A 16,813-nucleotide genomic window follows, 5' to 3' on the forward strand; every position below is an offset into this window, starting at 1 on the left:
AAAGACTCGTTCATCCACCTTTGAACTGGATGAATCCATATCAAAGACTCGTTCATCCACCTTTGAACTGGATGAATCCATATCAAAGACTCGTTTATCCACCTTTGAACTGGATGAATCCACCTTTTAATCTCAAACCATTCCCCAGTCTCCAGCCCACGATCCCCAATTGCGATAAACTTTCTCAAATGGGGAGGGGTAAAAATGAGCAGCATCACCAACCATCGCCGCGATCGCAGGTTTGGGATTAAAATAACGAAGCTGTTTTCAGTTTGGTAGCAAATATCTAAAGAAGCACGCACCCGGATGAGTGCTTATGCTCCAGTTAGATGATTGATAAGGCTTCACAGTAATTAGATACAACGCTAGCAAGAGCGTCATTAGTGCCAAGAAAACTCCCAGCGTCGAAACAAACCAACTCATGGAACTAAAACCTTAATGTTTTCTAACAAGTTTATTAATTGTTAGACTGCAAGCTGTCCAATTTTCTCACCGAAGCAGTGTTGAGTTAGCGATGTTAAAACCATTCATACAAATGGAGGGTTTTGAAACCTAAACTTTCAGTTACCCTGAAGTTAGTTGCCTAATTAATATTGATTGTTCCATAACATAGAATATATGACTGAACAAACTTCTAGAATTTGTATTCTTGGTGGAGGCTTTGGTGGTCTCTACACAGCCCTGCGGTTAAGCCAATTACCTTGGGAATCTACGCAAAAACCCGAAATTGTTCTAGTAGATCAAAGCGATCGCTTCCTATTCTCTCCTTTACTTTACGAATTACTCACTGGCGAACTGCAAACCTGGGAAATTGCCCCACCCTTTGAAGAAATTTTACAAGGCACAGGGGTGCGTTTTTATCAAGGTGTTGTGTCTGGAATTGACATTGACCAGCAACGGGTAAATATCCAAGAAGGCCCGGAAATCCCTTACGACCGATTAGTGCTGGCGCTAGGAGGTGAGACACCGCTAGATTTAGTCCCTGGTGCGGCAGCCTACGCCTACACATTCCGCACCATCTCTGATGCCTATCGTTTAGAAGAACGCCTGCGATTTTTAGAAGAATCGGATGCTGATAAAATTCGGGTAGCGATCGTTGGGGCTGGCTACAGTGGTGTAGAGTTAGCTTGTAAATTAGCCGACAGACTAGGCGAAAGAGGACGCTTTCGGATTGTTGAAATCGCCGACCAAATCTTGCGAACTTCCCCAGAGTTTAATCGGGAAGCAGCAAAGAAAGCGATAGATGCCCGTGGTGTATTTCTTGACTTAGAAACCAAAATCGAATCAATCGAACAAAATAGCATTTCTCTAGAGTACAAAAACCAGTTAGACACAATTCCCGTGGATTTGGTAATTTGGACTGTGGGAACTAGGGTTGCGCCTGTAGTAAATTCTCTTGCTCTCAAGCAAAATCAGCGCGGTCAAATCATCACTACATCCAATCTGCAAGTCCTCGATCGTCCAGAAATATTTGCCTTGGGAGATTTAGCAGATTGTCATGATGCTGAAGGACAGCAAGTCCCCGCTACGGCACAAGCGGCTTTTCAACAAGCTGATTATACTGCTTGGAATATCTGGGCAACTTTGACTAATCGCCCCCTCCTTCCTTTCCACTACCAACAGTTAGGAGAAATGATGGCACTAGGAATAGACAACGCCACTCTCACTGGTTTGGGAATTAAACTAGATGGCCCCTTGGCATACGTCGCTCGTCGTGCTGCTTATTTATATAGATTGCCAACTTTAGACCATCAGCTGAAAGTTGGTTTTAATTGGCTATTCCGTCCGATTATAGAAACACTTTCAAGGTAACTTTCAAGGTAACTTTCAAGGTTGGGAATTGGGAATTGGGCATTGGTAAAAAAACCAATACATTTACGATGATTTGTTTAATTTCCGCCAATCTACTTAGCAGATGCTAGACTCTACCCACAGAAGCTCTTAACAAGCCAAAATCTAAAATTCAACATTCAAAATTTTCAAACTTTAATGGAACAACCGAAAGTTATTTTTTTAGATGCTGTGGGTACACTCTTCGATGTCAAAGGTAGTGTAGGCAAAGTTTATAGTCAGATAGCCCAAGAATTTGACGTTACAGTTTCAGCCGAAACATTAAATACAGCTTTCATCCAAAGCTTTAAAACAGCGCCGCCGCCGATATTTCCAGACGCAGAACTGCAAGATATTCCCCAGCGCGAGTTTGATTGGTGGCGGATAATTGCTCTGAACACTTTTGAAAGGGCTGGCGTTCTCAAGGAATTTTCTGACTTTTCGGCTTTTTTTAGCGAACTTTACATTCACTTTGGTACTGGCGAACCGTGGTTTGTCTATCCCGATGTTTTACCAGCTTTAATCAACTGGCGGCGGTTGGGAGTTAGCTTGGGAGTGCTGTCTAATTTTGATTCCCGGATTTACTCAGTATTGCAAAGTTTGGGATTGAGAGAGTTTTTTACCTCCGTCACCATTTCTACGCAGGTACGTGCAGCTAAACCCGACCCGCAAATTTTTGCCATTGCCTTAGATAAACATAAATGTTCCCCAGAGGCGGCGTGGCATATCGGCGATAGTATTGTAGAAGATTACCACGGAGCTAAAGCAGCTGGACTCAGAGGCGTTTGGATTAACCGGGGGAATTGAGGAAGATACTTTGACGCTCCCACAGCTATGAAAACATTCTCTAGCATTAGTTTTCATCTAAAGTCGTGGAATTGGCTCAATGAGTCCACTTAGCAAAAGTTAATTTCTAAATTCCTACTTAAATTCAGCAATGCCAAACTTTTAAAGTGGAATCCAATCCAATTTATCAATCCACTCTTCTGCCTCAGTCGCTTCCCAAATTAAATAAATTGTTTCTGCCCAAATACTGAGGTTCCCACTGGAACGCAACCAAACTAGTCCCCAAATATGTCCTCCATCTTTCCAGTGTTCTTCCAGATGTTCGGGCATGCTTTTGCGGTTGTCTGTAACCAATATTCGTTGGGATAATTCCAGGTAGCGCAGGATATCTGGGTCAAGCGTACCTAATGGCGGTGCTTCGGGATCGCCTACACGCAGAATATCTATAGCTGGATTGAAGCGCAAAACAGCTATCTTCAACTTGGGCGACAAATTTTCATCTAGGAGAAAACGTACCTTTACCAATGGTTTAGCAACTCCTGCTGACGTTGGGCCTTTAAGGCTCTTAAACGTTGCATCAAAGGTGAAGGATTAGCTGATGATTCTTGATAGCGCTGTTCTTGCCAATTTGCTAACCGCAACATATAAGCATCTATTTCAACACGATTATGGAGGTAGTAGGCAAGCGTTGCGTAAATTTTTTCCAAATCCAGGGAAGGTAATTCCTCTAGAATTTCCTCTGGTGAATATCCTTGCAGGTAATATTGAATCACATTATCAATACCAATGCGATGTCCTTTGATACGGATGTCATCTCGGTCTAAAAACTCAAAATAATCTTCTAGTTGCATCTATCTACCTCTCTAGAGTCTTTTAGCATTATTCTAATTAGCCTTTACTAGTACCCTAGCGATCGCTAGGGTACTGTTGTTGCATTTTTTACAAGTCTTAAAGGGTCAGGGACATAAAATCTCTAATTATCAGATGCTTTGTTATCTATTATTAATTCTGATTATGGAGACAATAAAACGCTCCTTGAGCGTAGGCGTAGCCCGTCGTAGACATCGCCTGATAAAAAATAAGATCGATGGTGAAGAGTTAAAATTTCAAACATCCATCTCAGAACTCCCTTCATCCACCTCAAAGACTCATTTATCTCAATTCCCAATGCCCCATGCCCCATGCCAAATGCCCCATGTCCAATTTCCAATGCGCCCCAACACTCGTATGATCGAGATATCAGGAAAACATAACAGCCAGATTTTTACCGCAAAACATGGGCAGTATTTGGGAAATCGATTTTTACTCTCGTCCGATTTTGGACGCTAATCAAAAAAAAGTTTGGGAAGTTTTAGTCTGCGAAAGCCCCTTGGATATCGGCACAAAAGTAGACTCTTTGTTTCGCTATACTCAATATTGTCCCAGTACCCAGGTAAATTCGGGCTGGTTGCGGACAGCATTGCAGGAGGCTATTGACAAAGCTGGAAAAGCACCAATTAAAATCCGCTTTTTCCGCCGTCAAATGAACAATATGATTACTAAAGCTTGCCAAGATATAGGCATTCCTGCCCAGGCTAGCCGCCGCACTTTGGTTCTCAACCAATGGTTAGAACAGCGGATGGAGGAAGTATATCCTCAAGAAGCAGGGTATCAAGGGGGGACTAATCCCTCAGTCCGCTTAGAGAAACCTTTGCCGCAACGTTTACCAGATGCTTTGGAAGGACAGCAGTGGGTATTTGTTACTTTAGATGCTGCGGATTTTGCGGATATGCCAGAGTGGGAAATTGGCTTTGGTGAAGCTTTCCCTTTAGAGTTGGCGAAAGTTTCACCCGAAGCTCGTATTCCTGGTATTTTGATTTTCTCATCGAGAGCGCTACCCTTGGCTGGGTGGATGTCTGGTTTGGAGTTGGCTTTTTTAAGATTTGACACCAGTGAAGAGGCGAGATTGCTTTTAGAAACTGGTGTAACTGAAAGCTGGATTGTGGCAAATATCAAAAAACCTCAAATCTTAGCAGAAGCTAAAGGTTTTGAAGTAGCCAAGCAAAAAGCTAACGGAGTACATTTTATCGGTGTACAGTCCGATCCTAAAGCAGAATCTTTTGCTGGTTTTTGGCTGTTGCAAGAGGTTAATCTTTGAAAATGAGCAGGGGGCAGGGGAGCAGGGGAGCAGAGGAGAGTTATTGTACAAGTTCTTTCCCCTCTGCCTCTCTGTATCTTGTGCCCAATGACGAATGACAAATGACAAATGACAAATGACTAGATCCGTTGAGACATGACAATGATTTGGGATAATTAACTGCGTCCATCAGTGTTGATCTGCGGTTCCAAATCGTAACTGTAAAGAAACACTGATGATTTTTGGATAGTTATCTGCGTTCATCACTGGAAAGTGCGTAGGCGTAGCCCGTCGTAGACATCGCACTTCTCAAGAGACAGCGTTGATATGCGGTTCAAAATCCACAATTCACTAAGGGTCATGGGTTCTGAAAATTTGTCACAAGATACACTCGCCGAACAGTTGCTGGAACTAGCTATAAAATCTGGAGCAGAAGCTGCTGAAGTGTATCAGTCGCGATCGCTTTCTCGCCCAGTGTTTTTTGAGGCAAACCGACTCAAACAGCTAGAAACTAACCAATCTGAAGGCACAGCACTACGGCTTTGGCGAAACGGGCGTCCGGGACTGACGGTAGCTTACGGTTTTGTCTTAGCCGAAGTAATGGTGGAAAAAGCTCTGGCTCTGAGTCAACTAAATCAACCGGAAACTGTAGAATTAGGCTCTAACTCTCAGCCCTCCTACCGCGACTTAGGAGAAAGTTTCCCGATAGAGGTTTTGGTGGACTGGGGCAAAGAAGCGATCGCACTCATCCGTGATGCCTATCCCGATGTTGTATGTAATGGTGACTGGGAATGTGATATTGAAACCACCAGACTAGTCAACACCAAAGGTTTAGATTGTCACTATACTGACACTACCCTCAGCTGCTACATATCAGCAGAATGGGTGCGCGGTGATGATTTTTTAAGTGTTGCTGATGGTCAAACCAAGCGGGGAGAACTCGATCCAGAGAGATTAGCTAACCAAATTTTACAACGGTTAATTTGGTCTAGAGAAAATATCTCACCTCCTACTGGTCGTGTCCCGATTTTGTTTACTTCTAAAGCCGCCGATATGCTTTGGGGTACTGTACAAGCCGCTTTGAATGGCAAGCGAGTTTTAGAAGCAGCTTCACCTTGGGCAGAACGTTTGGGTAAGGAAGTAGTTGCACCCAGTCTCACCATTTACCAAGATCCAGAAGCTGGCCCTTACAGTTGCCCTTTTGATGATGAAGGCACTCCGACTCAATCTCTGGTATTTATCCAAAATGGAACTTTACAGCATTTCTATAGCGATCGCACCACCGGCTCCCAACTGGGTACTAACACCACTGGAAATGGTTTTCGCCCTGGTTTAGGTAGCTACCCCACCCCTGGTTTATTTAATTTTCTCATCCAGCCAGGTTCGGCATCGCTACCAGATTTGATTCAACAATTAGATGATGGCTTGATTGTCGATCAAATGTTGGGTGGTGGCGGCAGTATTTCTGGAGATTTTTCGATCAACGTCGATTTAGGCTACCGCGTCCAAAATGGTCAAGTAATTGGGCGTGTTAAAGATACGATGGTTGCAGGTAATGTTTACACAGCCCTGAAGCAATTGGTTACACTAGGCAACGATGTTGATTGGAATGGTTCTTGTTATACTCCATCTCTGATAGTAGAAGGGCTATCTACCACGGGAAGAAGCAATTGAAGAAGAATTCAGAATACTCTACCCATAAAGGGATACAGTTTTAATCAGGAAGAATATTTAATACTAGTTTCGCCTACCAGGGGGGAGATTTTAACGAATATTCAAACGTTCGCGGACTTGATAACGCTCTGCTGTCACCCACTCAAACACAATTCATACTAAATTCTGACGCCTTGGCGGAGGTCTCCGGCTCCGTTCCTGAGTTCTGAATTATTCTTGAAAAACTTGACATCATGTGGTACTCACCTATCTTCCAACGCTTGCGGCAACTGCTACAACCACGGCGTCGTTTAGCAATTTTTGAAGCTTGTCTGATTGGTTTGGTTTCTGCTCTTGGAGCAGTCTTACTCAAATCGGGGGTAGGATTGCTAGGTGCTTGGCGAGTGCAGACATCGCTGCTGCTACCAGCTTGGTTGGTGCTACCAGGTATCGGACTTGCCTTTGGATTCCTCGCAGGATGGCTAGTTGAGCGCGTAGCACCAGAAACTTCTGGGAGCGGCATTCCTCAAGTGAAAGCAGTGTTAGCGCGTATACCAATTGCTCTAGATTTGCGGGTTGCCGTGGTCAAGCTAGTGGGTGGTATTCTGGCACTAGGTTCTGGGCTAGCTTTAGGGCGGGAAGGGCCAACAGTTCAACTTAGCGCAGCTTTAGCAGCTCAACTCAGTCGGTGGTTTCCGACTTCACCAGATCACCGTCGCCAGTTGATTGCTGCTGGTGCTGGTGCTGGGTTAGCGGCTGCCTTCAATACGCCGATCGCAGGCGTATTGTTTGTAGTAGAAGAACTGTTACAGGATTTTTCGGAATTTACGTTGGGTACTGCGATTCTGGCTTCTTTTATCGGTGCCGTCGTCTCGCGCGTATTGGGTGGTCGCAGCCTGGATCTCAATTTAGCATTAACTGCTTCCAAGACAGATTTTTTTGTTCAAGATATTCCGTTCTATTTGGTTTTGGGGGTTGTGGCTGGGTTAATGGGGGCGTTATTCAATCGCGGGATTATTGCCAGCTTAACTGTTTACCGCCGCTCTCTACGTTTTGGATTACCTGCTCGTGTCGCCCTAGCTGGGGTAGTCTCTGGGATGATTGTGGCATTATTACCCATAGCGTTTCGAGACAACACAGGACTGCGGGAAATTTTAATTACAGGTGAGGCTAGCTGGTCAATAGCTGCGATCGCCTTTATCTCTCAATTTATCCTAACTCTCGTAGCTTATGGCTCTGGGGTCCCAGGAGGATTATTTGCTCCCGCTTTGACTCTTGGGGCTGCCCTTGGCTACTTGGTGGGTATGGGAGAACACGCTCTACTTCTTCCTTTGGGGATAGCGAGTGGATTACCTATTACTTATGCTTTGGCAGGAATGGGCGCATTTTTTACTGCGGTGGCCAGAGTGCCAATGACGGGGATAGTAATTGTGTTTGAAATGACTACAGATTTCAACTTAGTACTGCCCTTAATGATTGGCTCTGTAACGTCGTATCTAGTTGCTGAAAAGTTAGCGCCAGGCTCGCTATACGACAAACTTTTGGCGTGGAATGGCATCATTATCCAAAAAGCAGCACCAGTAGGGGGGATAATGACAAATTTGACAGCCAAAGATGTCATGCAGCAACAGGTAGAAACTCTGGATACAGAGATGCCTTTAGATGAAGTAATCCAAGCATTCGCCCGTTCTCATCATCGTGGCTTTCCAGTGGTAGAGGAAAGTAAGCTTGTAGGGATTGTGACGCAATCAGATTTACTCAATATTCGCGATCGCAATTTAGCAAATGATACTCCCTTAGGGGAAATTATGAGCGCCACTCCGGTGACAGTCACACCGATTCACACCCTAAGCAATGTACTGTATTTACTCGATCGCTATCAAATCAGTCGCTTACCGGTCGTACAAGGACGAAAACTGATTGGAATTATTACCCGTGCAGATATTATTCGGGCGGAAGCAGACCATCTCAATGGTGAAAATGCGACCCCAAAACTGCGACCAGATCCTTCATACATAGTTTACCAAACGCGATCGCCCAGCACTGGTAGAGGTAGATTATTAGTACCCGTAGCTAACCCCGAAACAGCGGGTATTTTATTACAAATGGCAGCAGCTATTGCCCGCGATCGCCATTATGAAATAGATTGCGTGCAAGTGATGCTGATACCCCGCCACAGTTCCCCATCAGAAACAGAGGTAAGAACGGCAAAAAGCCGCCGCTTGCTACGACAGGCAGAAGTCTTAGCAAAAAAGTGGGAAATTCCCTTGCACACGCAGATTAGAGTTACCCACGATGTAGCCCAGGCAATTTTGGAGACAATCAACGAACAACACATCGACCTAATTTTAATGGGATGGAAAGGTAACACATCTACCCCTGGTCGGATTTTTGGCAACGTTGTTGACACGATAATTCGCCAAGCCACCTGCGAAGTCGTATTAGTAAAATTAGGCACTACTCAATCCCCAGTTCACAGTCCCCAGTTCAACAGTTGGCTAGTTCCAGTGGCTGGTGGTCCCAATTCCCCACTGGCAATTAAATTGCTACCGGCTTTAATTACATTGGGAAACGATCCGAAAATTCGCCTGACACAGGTGTTTAAGCCATCTGAACTCAAGCCAGATATGTCAATTTCAGAACAAGCCATTCGCCATTTGATGCGTCGCCGCAAATTGTCCAGCAGTTTAGTTGCTCTCCCAGTGCAAGCTAATTCAGTCGCTGAAGGTGTGATTAACCTAGTGCAAACCGAAGGTTACGATGTTGTAGTTTTGGGAGCTTCCCGCGAGGGATTGTTACAACAAGCGATTCAAGGTAATATTCCCGAAGCGATCGCTTCTGGTGTCGAAAGTACAGTGATTTTGGTTAGAGGTGCGATGCAAAAGTAAAAAACATAGATTTTAGTGATTTTTTTAATGATAAAATACACCAATAATTAGAGTAAAAATTATTGGTATTAAGATGGGAATAGCAACTATAAGTCCCCACTTACCAAACTTAATTTCCTCACCCTCAGATTTGAGAAACGCAATCCAACCTACAATTCCCATCAAAACCCAAAGAAATCCAAAGGCAAGAAATATAACAAATACTGAGTCGTCCATTATTTTTACCAAATTTTCTTAAATTGTAACTATTTACCACTAACTAACTTTGCTAAACTTTTACGAAACTGGCTAAAATCAAAAGCTTCAATAGTTTTTTGTTGTAAATATTCTGGTTGGTAAATTACTGGATTAGAGGAATCACCTTGCAGGATTTGAATTAGATTATCGGCAATTTCTTCAACGTTATCAGGATCGACCAAACATCCCAACTTCCCGTCAGCCAAGGGATCTATAGAACCATCTTGATTCCCCGCCAATACAGGTTTACCACAAGCTAAAGCTTCTAGAAAAACAATTCCAAATCCTTCTCCTTTACTAGGCAGAGCAAAAACATCGCAGAGATTGTAATGATCGCACAATTCTTTATCTGGAACAAATCCGGCAATTGTCACACAATCTTGTAGATTTAAGTTGGTAACTAAAGCTTTAATTCGAGGTATATCATCTCCTTTCCCTGCAAGAATGAAGTGAACATTAGGGAGATACAAACGCACTTTAACTAAAGCATGAAGGATTTGGTCATAACCCTTGTATTTTGCCATGCTTCCTAGCCGCGTTACTGTTAAAATTACAGGCTGTTCATCTGTTAAGTTATATCGTTTTAGTAAGTAGGTAGGTTTAGAATTTATTGGAAACTTATTAGCATCAAATGTATTAGGTAAAATAACTATTTTTTCTGAATCAATATTTGAATCCTGAAGCAAGCGCTGGCGAGTGTAATTACTAACACTAATGATTTTATCTGCTTTTTCTAAAGCGAATTTTGTTGCCTTATTTTCGATATCCCAAACTTCTAAGCCATGAGCAACTACCCAGTAAGGAGTTCCAGTGAAAAATTTGAGAATATAACAAACAATCGCATAGTTAACATGAGTGGAAATGACTATGACGGGATGTTGAATAATAGCTAAAATAATTATTTTTGTGGCAAATAAAATTGGTTGCAATAATTTTGGTAAATCTCCAAAATAATGAAATCTTGTTGAGCTTAAAAACTGTAATTTATCTGGTTGTGTTAAACTATACTTATCATATTTGAGAAACACATCATAATCAGCTTCAGGATATATATCTTGTAAAGCTTTCAGAAAAAATTTTGAGTAAACTTGAATACCTCCCTTGAAATCAAATATATTCGGAAATATTAAATAAAGACGAGGTTTAGCACTCATAGTTTTTTGGCATTTTCAATAATTTCAGGTTTTAATTGCGTGACAACATCTTTTCGAGAATTGATAGCCGCTGCTATAAAATAAAACTCAATAGTTGTAAAAGTATAGTCTTCAGTAAAAACATCTGGAATTTGAGATACTAAAAACATAATAATTGGAATAGTAATTAAAGGATTAGTATATTTAACTTTCAATGCTATTTTCGCTAAAAAATTAGTAAATAGCAATAATCCAGGAATTCCTTGCTCTGCTGACACATTTAAAAATATATTATGTGCGTGATAACTTTTCTTTCCCCAAACTTTCACTCCTATCTGGTCTGGAAAAACTCCTATGCCTATACCAGTAAATGGTCTTTTGATAGTTTCATTAATAGCTGCCTGCCACATTTGAAATCTTGAAAAACCTGTTCCCATAAGAGTAGGAATCTTTTTTTGATTTGGATTGACTGAACTTGAATTTTCTAAAAATATATTAGTTAATGGAAATATTTTACTATCTGCCAAACCAATTCTCCGTGTAGAGACTGGTGCAGTTACAATGAATAAAAACAACAGGCTTATTAGATAAATCATTTTTCTAAAACTAATAATTTTATATATCAGCAAAAGAAACATCCCAATTATAAAAATTACCCAACCATTCCCACTGGCAGACAAAGCCAAGGTAATTATAAAAATTAATTCGCTTATGTTTAATTCAATTTTAGAAATTTTATTCTGTTTTTCTAAAATTAGACTTAAACATAATCCAATGGCGACTATAACCCCAAACTGATTAGGGTTTTGCATAATTGAACCAATCTCAGGATAAAAGCTAGGGAACTTTAAAGATTTAAAAATCCAGTTGTTGGGAAGTAAAACCTCTAAAAAACCTAAACCTGCAATTATCTGTAGCAAGGATAATATGCAACGATAATAAAATGTTAAAGATGGCGTTGTTATATTCTTAAAGGTTAATACTAAAAAAGCAAAAAATAATATGTAATAAGTTGAGTATTTTAGACTATAAGTAATAGCAATATTTGGAAACTCGCTCATTAATGAGGAAAGCCACATCCACAAATACATGAGGCTTATCGATATCAAAATTATTTTATGCTTCTTAACAACTTCTGGTATATATCTTAACGATAACCCAATGATTCCAAAACTAAATGCCGGAAGTAATAAATAATGAATACCAATATTTATTCCTGGAAATTTAATTCGCCCTAAAAGTGAAGAAAATAGTATGAGTAGAAAAAATATATTAATCATAAACTTTTATTTAAAGATATTGTGTAAGAATTCAGAATCCAGAAGACCTTGATACCCAAACTTAATAATTTTAATAAAATCAAGAAGTTATTACACGCTTGATTTTACAATTATTCTGGCTCCTAACTCCTGAATCCTGAATTATTACGATATTTTTTTGACAAAATAAAACCTATATAAACCCACTTTTGCAGGTTTATGGATAGATGTTGATATTTTTTTCAAGCTATAATCCTGAACACGTAGAGAATATTACCATAATACAGTCTTCGCCAATATCATCTTTTAAAGCTATGATTAATTTGATATTTTTGCACAGCTAAATATTCTTTCTGAGGTAGAACCCAAAAAAGTCGCAATTTATTCCGAATGTACACTATCAGATATTTTTAATTAATCATCTGCCAAATTTTGAGAATGTTCTCACCACTTCCACCACCGGCAATGGTTTGTCCATCTGGGCTAATGGCAACGGCATAGATATATCCAGAACCTGTCTCTAAAGTGCGGATTTCCTTTCCTGTAACTGGGTTCCAAAGTTTGATTGTCTTGTCACTACTGCCACTTACAAGGGTGATACCATTTGAACCTACGCTTGGCAAAAAGGCGACAGAATTAACCTTATCATTATGTCCTTTTAAGGTGTGGATTAACTTTCCTGTTTTCAGATTCCACAATTTAATTGTCTTGTCTTTACTACCACTGGCAAGGATGACGCCATCGGGGGCAAAAGCGACTGAAAGAATCGACTCTGCATTTCCCTCTAAGGTGCGAATTAACTTTCCTGTCCCCAGATTCCACAATTTAATTGTTTTATCCCAGCTACCACTGGCAAGGGTTTTACCATCAGGACTGAAAACTACAGATGCAACACCACTGGTATGTCCCTCTAAGGTGCGGATTAACTTTCCTGTCTCCAGATTCCATAGTTTGATTTTCATATCCTTACTAGCATTGCCACTCGCAAGAGTTTTGCCATCAGGACTGAAAGCTACGGAAGTAACTCCGTCGCTATTTCCCTCCAAAGTGCGGATTAACTTTCCTGTCTCCAGATTCCACAGTTTGATTGTCTTGTCCGCACTGCCACTAGCGAGGATTTTGCTATCAGGACTGAAAGCTATAGTCCAAATCCAATTGGAATGTCCTTCTAAAGTGCGGATTTCCTGTCCACCCGTCAGATTCCATAGCTTGATTGTCTTATCATCACTGGCACTACCAAGGGTTGTACCATCAGGACTGAAAGCTACGGAATTCACGTCACTTGAATGCCCCTTGAAGGGTTTGGGTAGATAAGAATAAGAATTTTCTGAGACGTTTTTTTGGGGCTGAATAGGCTGAGAAATAGGTTCAGGAACCTCGCTGACTGTCTGGGGACGAGACTGAAAATACCAAACTCCCCCTAATCCCAAGACCAAAATGCTAGAAACTAACAGCAGTTGACTTTTCAGATTGTTATTTGATTTTGATGAAACTGCCCGCTTGTTTGCTGGCGTAGCTGCAAATGTTGGTGTAAGTATAGTTGGGGGTACTGATGAAAATGGTGGTATTTGAGGTGTCAAGTCAGTGATGACTTCATCAGCCGATTGATAACGCTTTTGGATGTCTAGTTGCAACAGCTTATCCAAAACTTCACCCAACTCCATAGATATAGAAATCTCGTCCCTACCTGAACTGGTTAAATGTTGCCGCCAAGATGCAACCCAACCATAACCCTGGTGTATCCACAGTTGAGATGGGCGAACCCCAGTCAGGAGATGGAAACAAGTAGCCCCCAAACTGAATAAATCACTGGCTGGGTAAGCTTTGCCATCTTGCATTTGTTCCAGTGCAGTGTAACCGTGTGAGCCAATCACAGTGCCCATTCTAGTTTGCACTGTTGCTGTCAACAGCTTGGAAGCTCCAAAATCAATGAGGATTAATCGCCCATCACTTTGACGACGAATAATATTCTGTGGCTTGATATCCCGGTGAATCACTCCCCGCAGATGAATAAACTTCAGTACCGGCAGTAAATCTAGCAAAAGTTGGCGAATCTCTGTTTCGTTATAGTTTCCTCGCGTTTCCGATTCTTTGAGCAAGTTTTGCCCATCGATAAACTGCTGCACCAAAAAAAGATAGCTATTTTGCTCAAAATAAGCCAATAAAGTTGGAATTTGTGGATGTTCTGCCAGTTCTTGCAGTCGGCTCGCTTCTTGTTTAAACAGTTCAACGGCCTTTGTTAGTGGCCCAGTTCCCTGAAGTTTTGGCGCGAATTGCTTAACAACACAGCATTCATTCAGTTTGTGTACATCTTTGGCAAGATACGTTCTACCAAATCCGCCTTCGTCTGATAAAACCTGAGTGGGACGATAGCGACCTCCTAGCAGGGGTATCAATTCCGCTCTACAACTGTGGCAATAGTTGTTTTTATCAGGATTTAAGGGTTTTTGGCAATCGGGATTCACACAACAGAGCATACTGGGAATCCATTTCAGTTGGGGTATATATTCATCTTAAGTCATGCAGTATAATCTCTCTTGTTAGTAAATATCACTGAGACACCATACAAATCCCCAATTTCCTTACCTCATCAGGTATTGAACAATTTAGATAAATTGCAAAAAATTGTGTTTGAGCGATGTCTTTTGACGAATTGATGGGTGTTAGGTTTGCTTGTGTGTTACATCTGTATGAGCCATTTAGTCAGGTTTACAAAAATATCTGGGCAAAATTCCGAAAAGCAGCAATTTAAGTTTGTAGCTCAGTATATACCTACGAAATTGAGATTTGCTCTAGTAGTCTAAATTGAAAATATAATTTTTCTGATTTGATTGTGACAAACATTTGGGTATGTAGGATATACGAATTCATTTGATTACAGGCGATGCCTTTAGCAAGCCGCTAAGGTATATACGCTAAATTCCCCTTTCAATTTAAATCACTGCTGTGGTTAAAACAGCAACTAGTATTAATTTTATCTTTCAGGAAGAGACAAAATTATCAGCAAAATTAGGAGCGTAATTATGCTATTAGACAACAAAAACTATCGTCGCAAATTGAGTAATGTTTTAATTGGTTGCGTGAGTAGTAGTTTGTTAATCACAAGTAATGTGCTGCCTATAAGTGCTTTGGTGAAATCTCACAGTTCTCAAGAATTCATAATTGCTAAATCACCAGATGAGAGACAACCAGAAGCAGTCAAAAAAGGAATTGAGCAAATTCCTGCTTCTCAGGCATCAATATCTCCAAGACGGAAGATTTCTATTGAGTCACCAATACAGCAGACTCCTCGTGCATCGTCTAATAGAGAAAATTCTCAGCGACGAACTTCCAGTGTTTCAGATAATAGCTCTACTTCTAGATCGTCTAGACGTAGGACTTATAACTCAAATTCTAATCGTTCTAATGGTGGTGGTGCATCTAGATCCTCTGGAACTAGAACTGCAAATTCAAACGCCAATCGTTCTAATGGTGGCTCCGGGAGAGTTCGCAAGCCAAGTTCTAATGTAGCTACAACTGGGAACCAAAATCTCGATAATTCAGCGATTTCTTCACCTGTAACACAAACTTACAAAGAGATTAACTTTGTAGATGTTGCATTAGGGATTTTAAGTAAGAGTGACTTTCAATCTGAAGGTAGATATTTTCATTTCTATGAGTTTGAGGGTAGAGAAAATCAATTAGTTCAAATTAGACTGATTGGCAGTAATGATACACGTAGATCGAATAACTTGAGTTTAAAACCCTTGTTGTTTCTGCACGATCCTGATAACAATATTATTGTCAAAAAAGGCGCTTTGGATAAAAGCAGTGGTGGCGATGATGCATTTATTTTTGCGCGACTGCCTAAGAATGGCATTTACAAGATTGCTGTTACTAGTCAAGATCCTGGAGATACAGGTCGCTATAGTTTGGCTCTGAGGAATGATAGAGCTAGCTATACTTTAGATGAGTCAGACCAACTAACTGCCAAAAGCTCAACCTTGAAACAAAATGGAGGCGCTTACAATGTTTCTAATTTTCAAGGTAAAAAAAATCAGCTGATAAGTATTCGTGTAGATAGTGTTGATGAAGAGTTTTCTCCTTATGTAGCTTTGCTAAATTCTAAAGGACAGGCGATCGCAATCGATAAAGACAAAGACAAAAGTGGTGTCTACAGTGCTTTAATTGACCGAGCGAGGTTGCCTGAAGATGATACATACTATATAGTTATTACTTCCAAAAATCCACAGGAACGCGGTAAATATAGATTGACTATTTTCTGAAGTAATTACGGATTCTGGTATCGAGACTATTGCTATGAGTAGGATATAGCCTGGAATGTTTTTTTATTTACCGTAATAGTCTCGATGCCCTTGTACAAAGTTCATTTAAGGGTTATTAGTGTAGATAATTGGTCTTTAAAGACGCGATAAATTGCGTCTCTACATAAGTGGATGCAATAAAGGTATAGGTCGATGCAATAAAGGTACAAGTCAATGCAACAAAGGTGCAGGTCATTGTTAGGAAGGGACTACACGAGATATATTTCGCCTAACAAACCTGCATCAGATATCCCTAAGACTCGTTGGTAAACATTCATCCAGTTTTGATATTCTATTGATGGGGTAAGCTGTTGAGTTACTTTTGTTCTAGCTGATGCACCCAACTTTTGCCGCAGTTCTGGTTGTGTTGCCAAATATCGGATTGCAGCAATTAATTCTTCTGTACTGCCGGGGTTGATAAGTAAGCCGTCTACACCATCTTCTATGATTTCTGCGATCGCATCTACACGAGTGTTAATTATTGCTCGACTCGCCAACATTGCTTCCAACAGCGTATTCGGACAGTTTTATCCATGATTGGATTTTCTGCGATTTTATCTACTATTCTTTTTTGTATTTTAGATAAAAAATCAATATACCCTACTAC

At 40.9% G+C, this 16,813-nt stretch carries 14 protein-coding genes; 7 read left to right on the top strand and 7 right to left on the bottom strand.

Annotated features, from left to right (window positions below):
* The 3 genes from V7K44_RS26835 to V7K44_RS26845 form a co-directional block, all read left to right on the top strand.
* Positions 1-251 (top strand): hypothetical protein (locus V7K44_RS26835; protein WP_334936088.1); only part of this gene is annotated, 251 nt, incomplete at its 5' end.
* Between the two features lie 367 nt (positions 252-618).
* On the top strand, positions 619-1,812 hold the full coding sequence (locus V7K44_RS26840; RefSeq protein WP_334936090.1) for an NAD(P)/FAD-dependent oxidoreductase: 1,194 nt from the start codon (positions 619-621) through the stop codon (positions 1,810-1,812).
* A gap of 177 nt (positions 1,813-1,989) precedes the next feature.
* The gene (locus V7K44_RS26845; RefSeq protein ID WP_334936092.1) at positions 1,990-2,637 is read left to right on the top strand and encodes an HAD-IA family hydrolase; all 648 of its coding nucleotides are present in this window, start codon (positions 1,990-1,992) and stop codon (positions 2,635-2,637) included.
* Positions 2,638-2,778: 141 nt separating this feature from the next.
* Here the strand turns inward: V7K44_RS26845 and V7K44_RS26850 are convergent, their stop codons facing one another.
* On the bottom strand, positions 2,779-3,141 hold the full coding sequence (locus V7K44_RS26850; RefSeq protein ID WP_334936094.1) for a DUF5615 family PIN-like protein: 363 nt from the start codon (positions 3,139-3,141) through the stop codon (positions 2,779-2,781).
* On the bottom strand, positions 3,135-3,467 hold the full coding sequence (locus V7K44_RS26855; protein ID WP_334936096.1) for a DUF433 domain-containing protein: 333 nt from the start codon (positions 3,465-3,467) through the stop codon (positions 3,135-3,137). The genes V7K44_RS26850 and V7K44_RS26855 overlap by 7 nt, the downstream gene beginning before the upstream one ends.
* A 425-nt stretch (positions 3,468-3,892) precedes the next feature.
* Here V7K44_RS26855 and V7K44_RS26860 point away from each other — a divergent pair, with 425 nt between their 5' ends.
* The 3 genes from V7K44_RS26860 (at position 3,893) to V7K44_RS26870 (ending at position 9,273) form a co-directional block, all read left to right on the top strand.
* On the top strand, positions 3,893-4,753 hold the full coding sequence (locus V7K44_RS26860; protein WP_334936098.1) for a Tab2/Atab2 family RNA-binding protein: 861 nt from the start codon (positions 3,893-3,895) through the stop codon (positions 4,751-4,753).
* Positions 4,754-5,092: 339 nt separating this feature from the next.
* The gene (locus V7K44_RS26865; protein ID WP_334936100.1) at positions 5,093-6,406 is read left to right on the top strand and encodes a TldD/PmbA family protein; all 1,314 of its coding nucleotides are present in this window, start codon (positions 5,093-5,095) and stop codon (positions 6,404-6,406) included.
* 233 nt (positions 6,407-6,639) lie between these two features.
* Positions 6,640-9,273: a chloride channel protein gene (locus V7K44_RS26870; RefSeq protein ID WP_334936102.1), complete on the top strand. Its 2,634-nt coding sequence runs from the start codon at positions 6,640-6,642 to the stop codon at positions 9,271-9,273.
* A 24-nt stretch (positions 9,274-9,297) separates the two neighbouring features.
* Here V7K44_RS26870 and V7K44_RS26875 read toward each other — a convergent pair whose 3' ends face one another.
* The 4 genes from V7K44_RS26875 to V7K44_RS26890 form a co-directional block, all read right to left on the bottom strand.
* The gene (locus V7K44_RS26875; protein WP_334936104.1) at positions 9,298-9,489 is read right to left on the bottom strand and encodes a hypothetical protein; all 192 of its coding nucleotides are present in this window, start codon (positions 9,487-9,489) and stop codon (positions 9,298-9,300) included.
* A gap of 29 nt (positions 9,490-9,518) precedes the next feature.
* The gene (locus V7K44_RS26880) at positions 9,519-10,664 is read right to left on the bottom strand and encodes a glycosyltransferase family 4 protein (RefSeq protein WP_334936106.1); all 1,146 of its coding nucleotides are present in this window, start codon (positions 10,662-10,664) and stop codon (positions 9,519-9,521) included.
* Positions 10,661-11,923: an O-antigen ligase family protein gene (locus tag V7K44_RS26885; protein ID WP_334936108.1), complete on the bottom strand. Its 1,263-nt coding sequence runs from the start codon at positions 11,921-11,923 to the stop codon at positions 10,661-10,663. The genes V7K44_RS26880 and V7K44_RS26885 overlap by 4 nt, the downstream gene beginning before the upstream one ends.
* Before the next feature lie 389 nt (positions 11,924-12,312).
* Entirely contained in the window at positions 12,313-14,379 is a 2,067-nt protein-coding gene (locus tag V7K44_RS26890) for a serine/threonine-protein kinase (RefSeq protein ID WP_334936110.1), read from the bottom strand.
* Positions 14,380-14,925: 546 nt separating this feature from the next.
* Here V7K44_RS26890 and V7K44_RS26895 point away from each other — a divergent pair.
* On the top strand, positions 14,926-16,167 hold the full coding sequence (locus tag V7K44_RS26895) for a peptidase (protein WP_334936112.1): 1,242 nt from the start codon (positions 14,926-14,928) through the stop codon (positions 16,165-16,167).
* A gap of 248 nt (positions 16,168-16,415) precedes the next feature.
* Here the strand turns inward: V7K44_RS26895 and V7K44_RS26900 are convergent, their stop codons facing one another.
* Complete coding sequence (locus tag V7K44_RS26900) at positions 16,416-16,718, bottom strand: glycosyltransferase (protein WP_334936142.1); 303 nt, start codon at positions 16,716-16,718, stop codon at positions 16,416-16,418.
* Between the last annotated feature and the right edge of the window lie 95 nt (positions 16,719-16,813).

Source organism: Nostoc sp., from assembly GCF_036917235.1.
In the GTDB taxonomy this organism is placed as follows: domain Bacteria; phylum Cyanobacteriota; class Cyanobacteriia; order Cyanobacteriales; family Nostocaceae; genus Nostoc.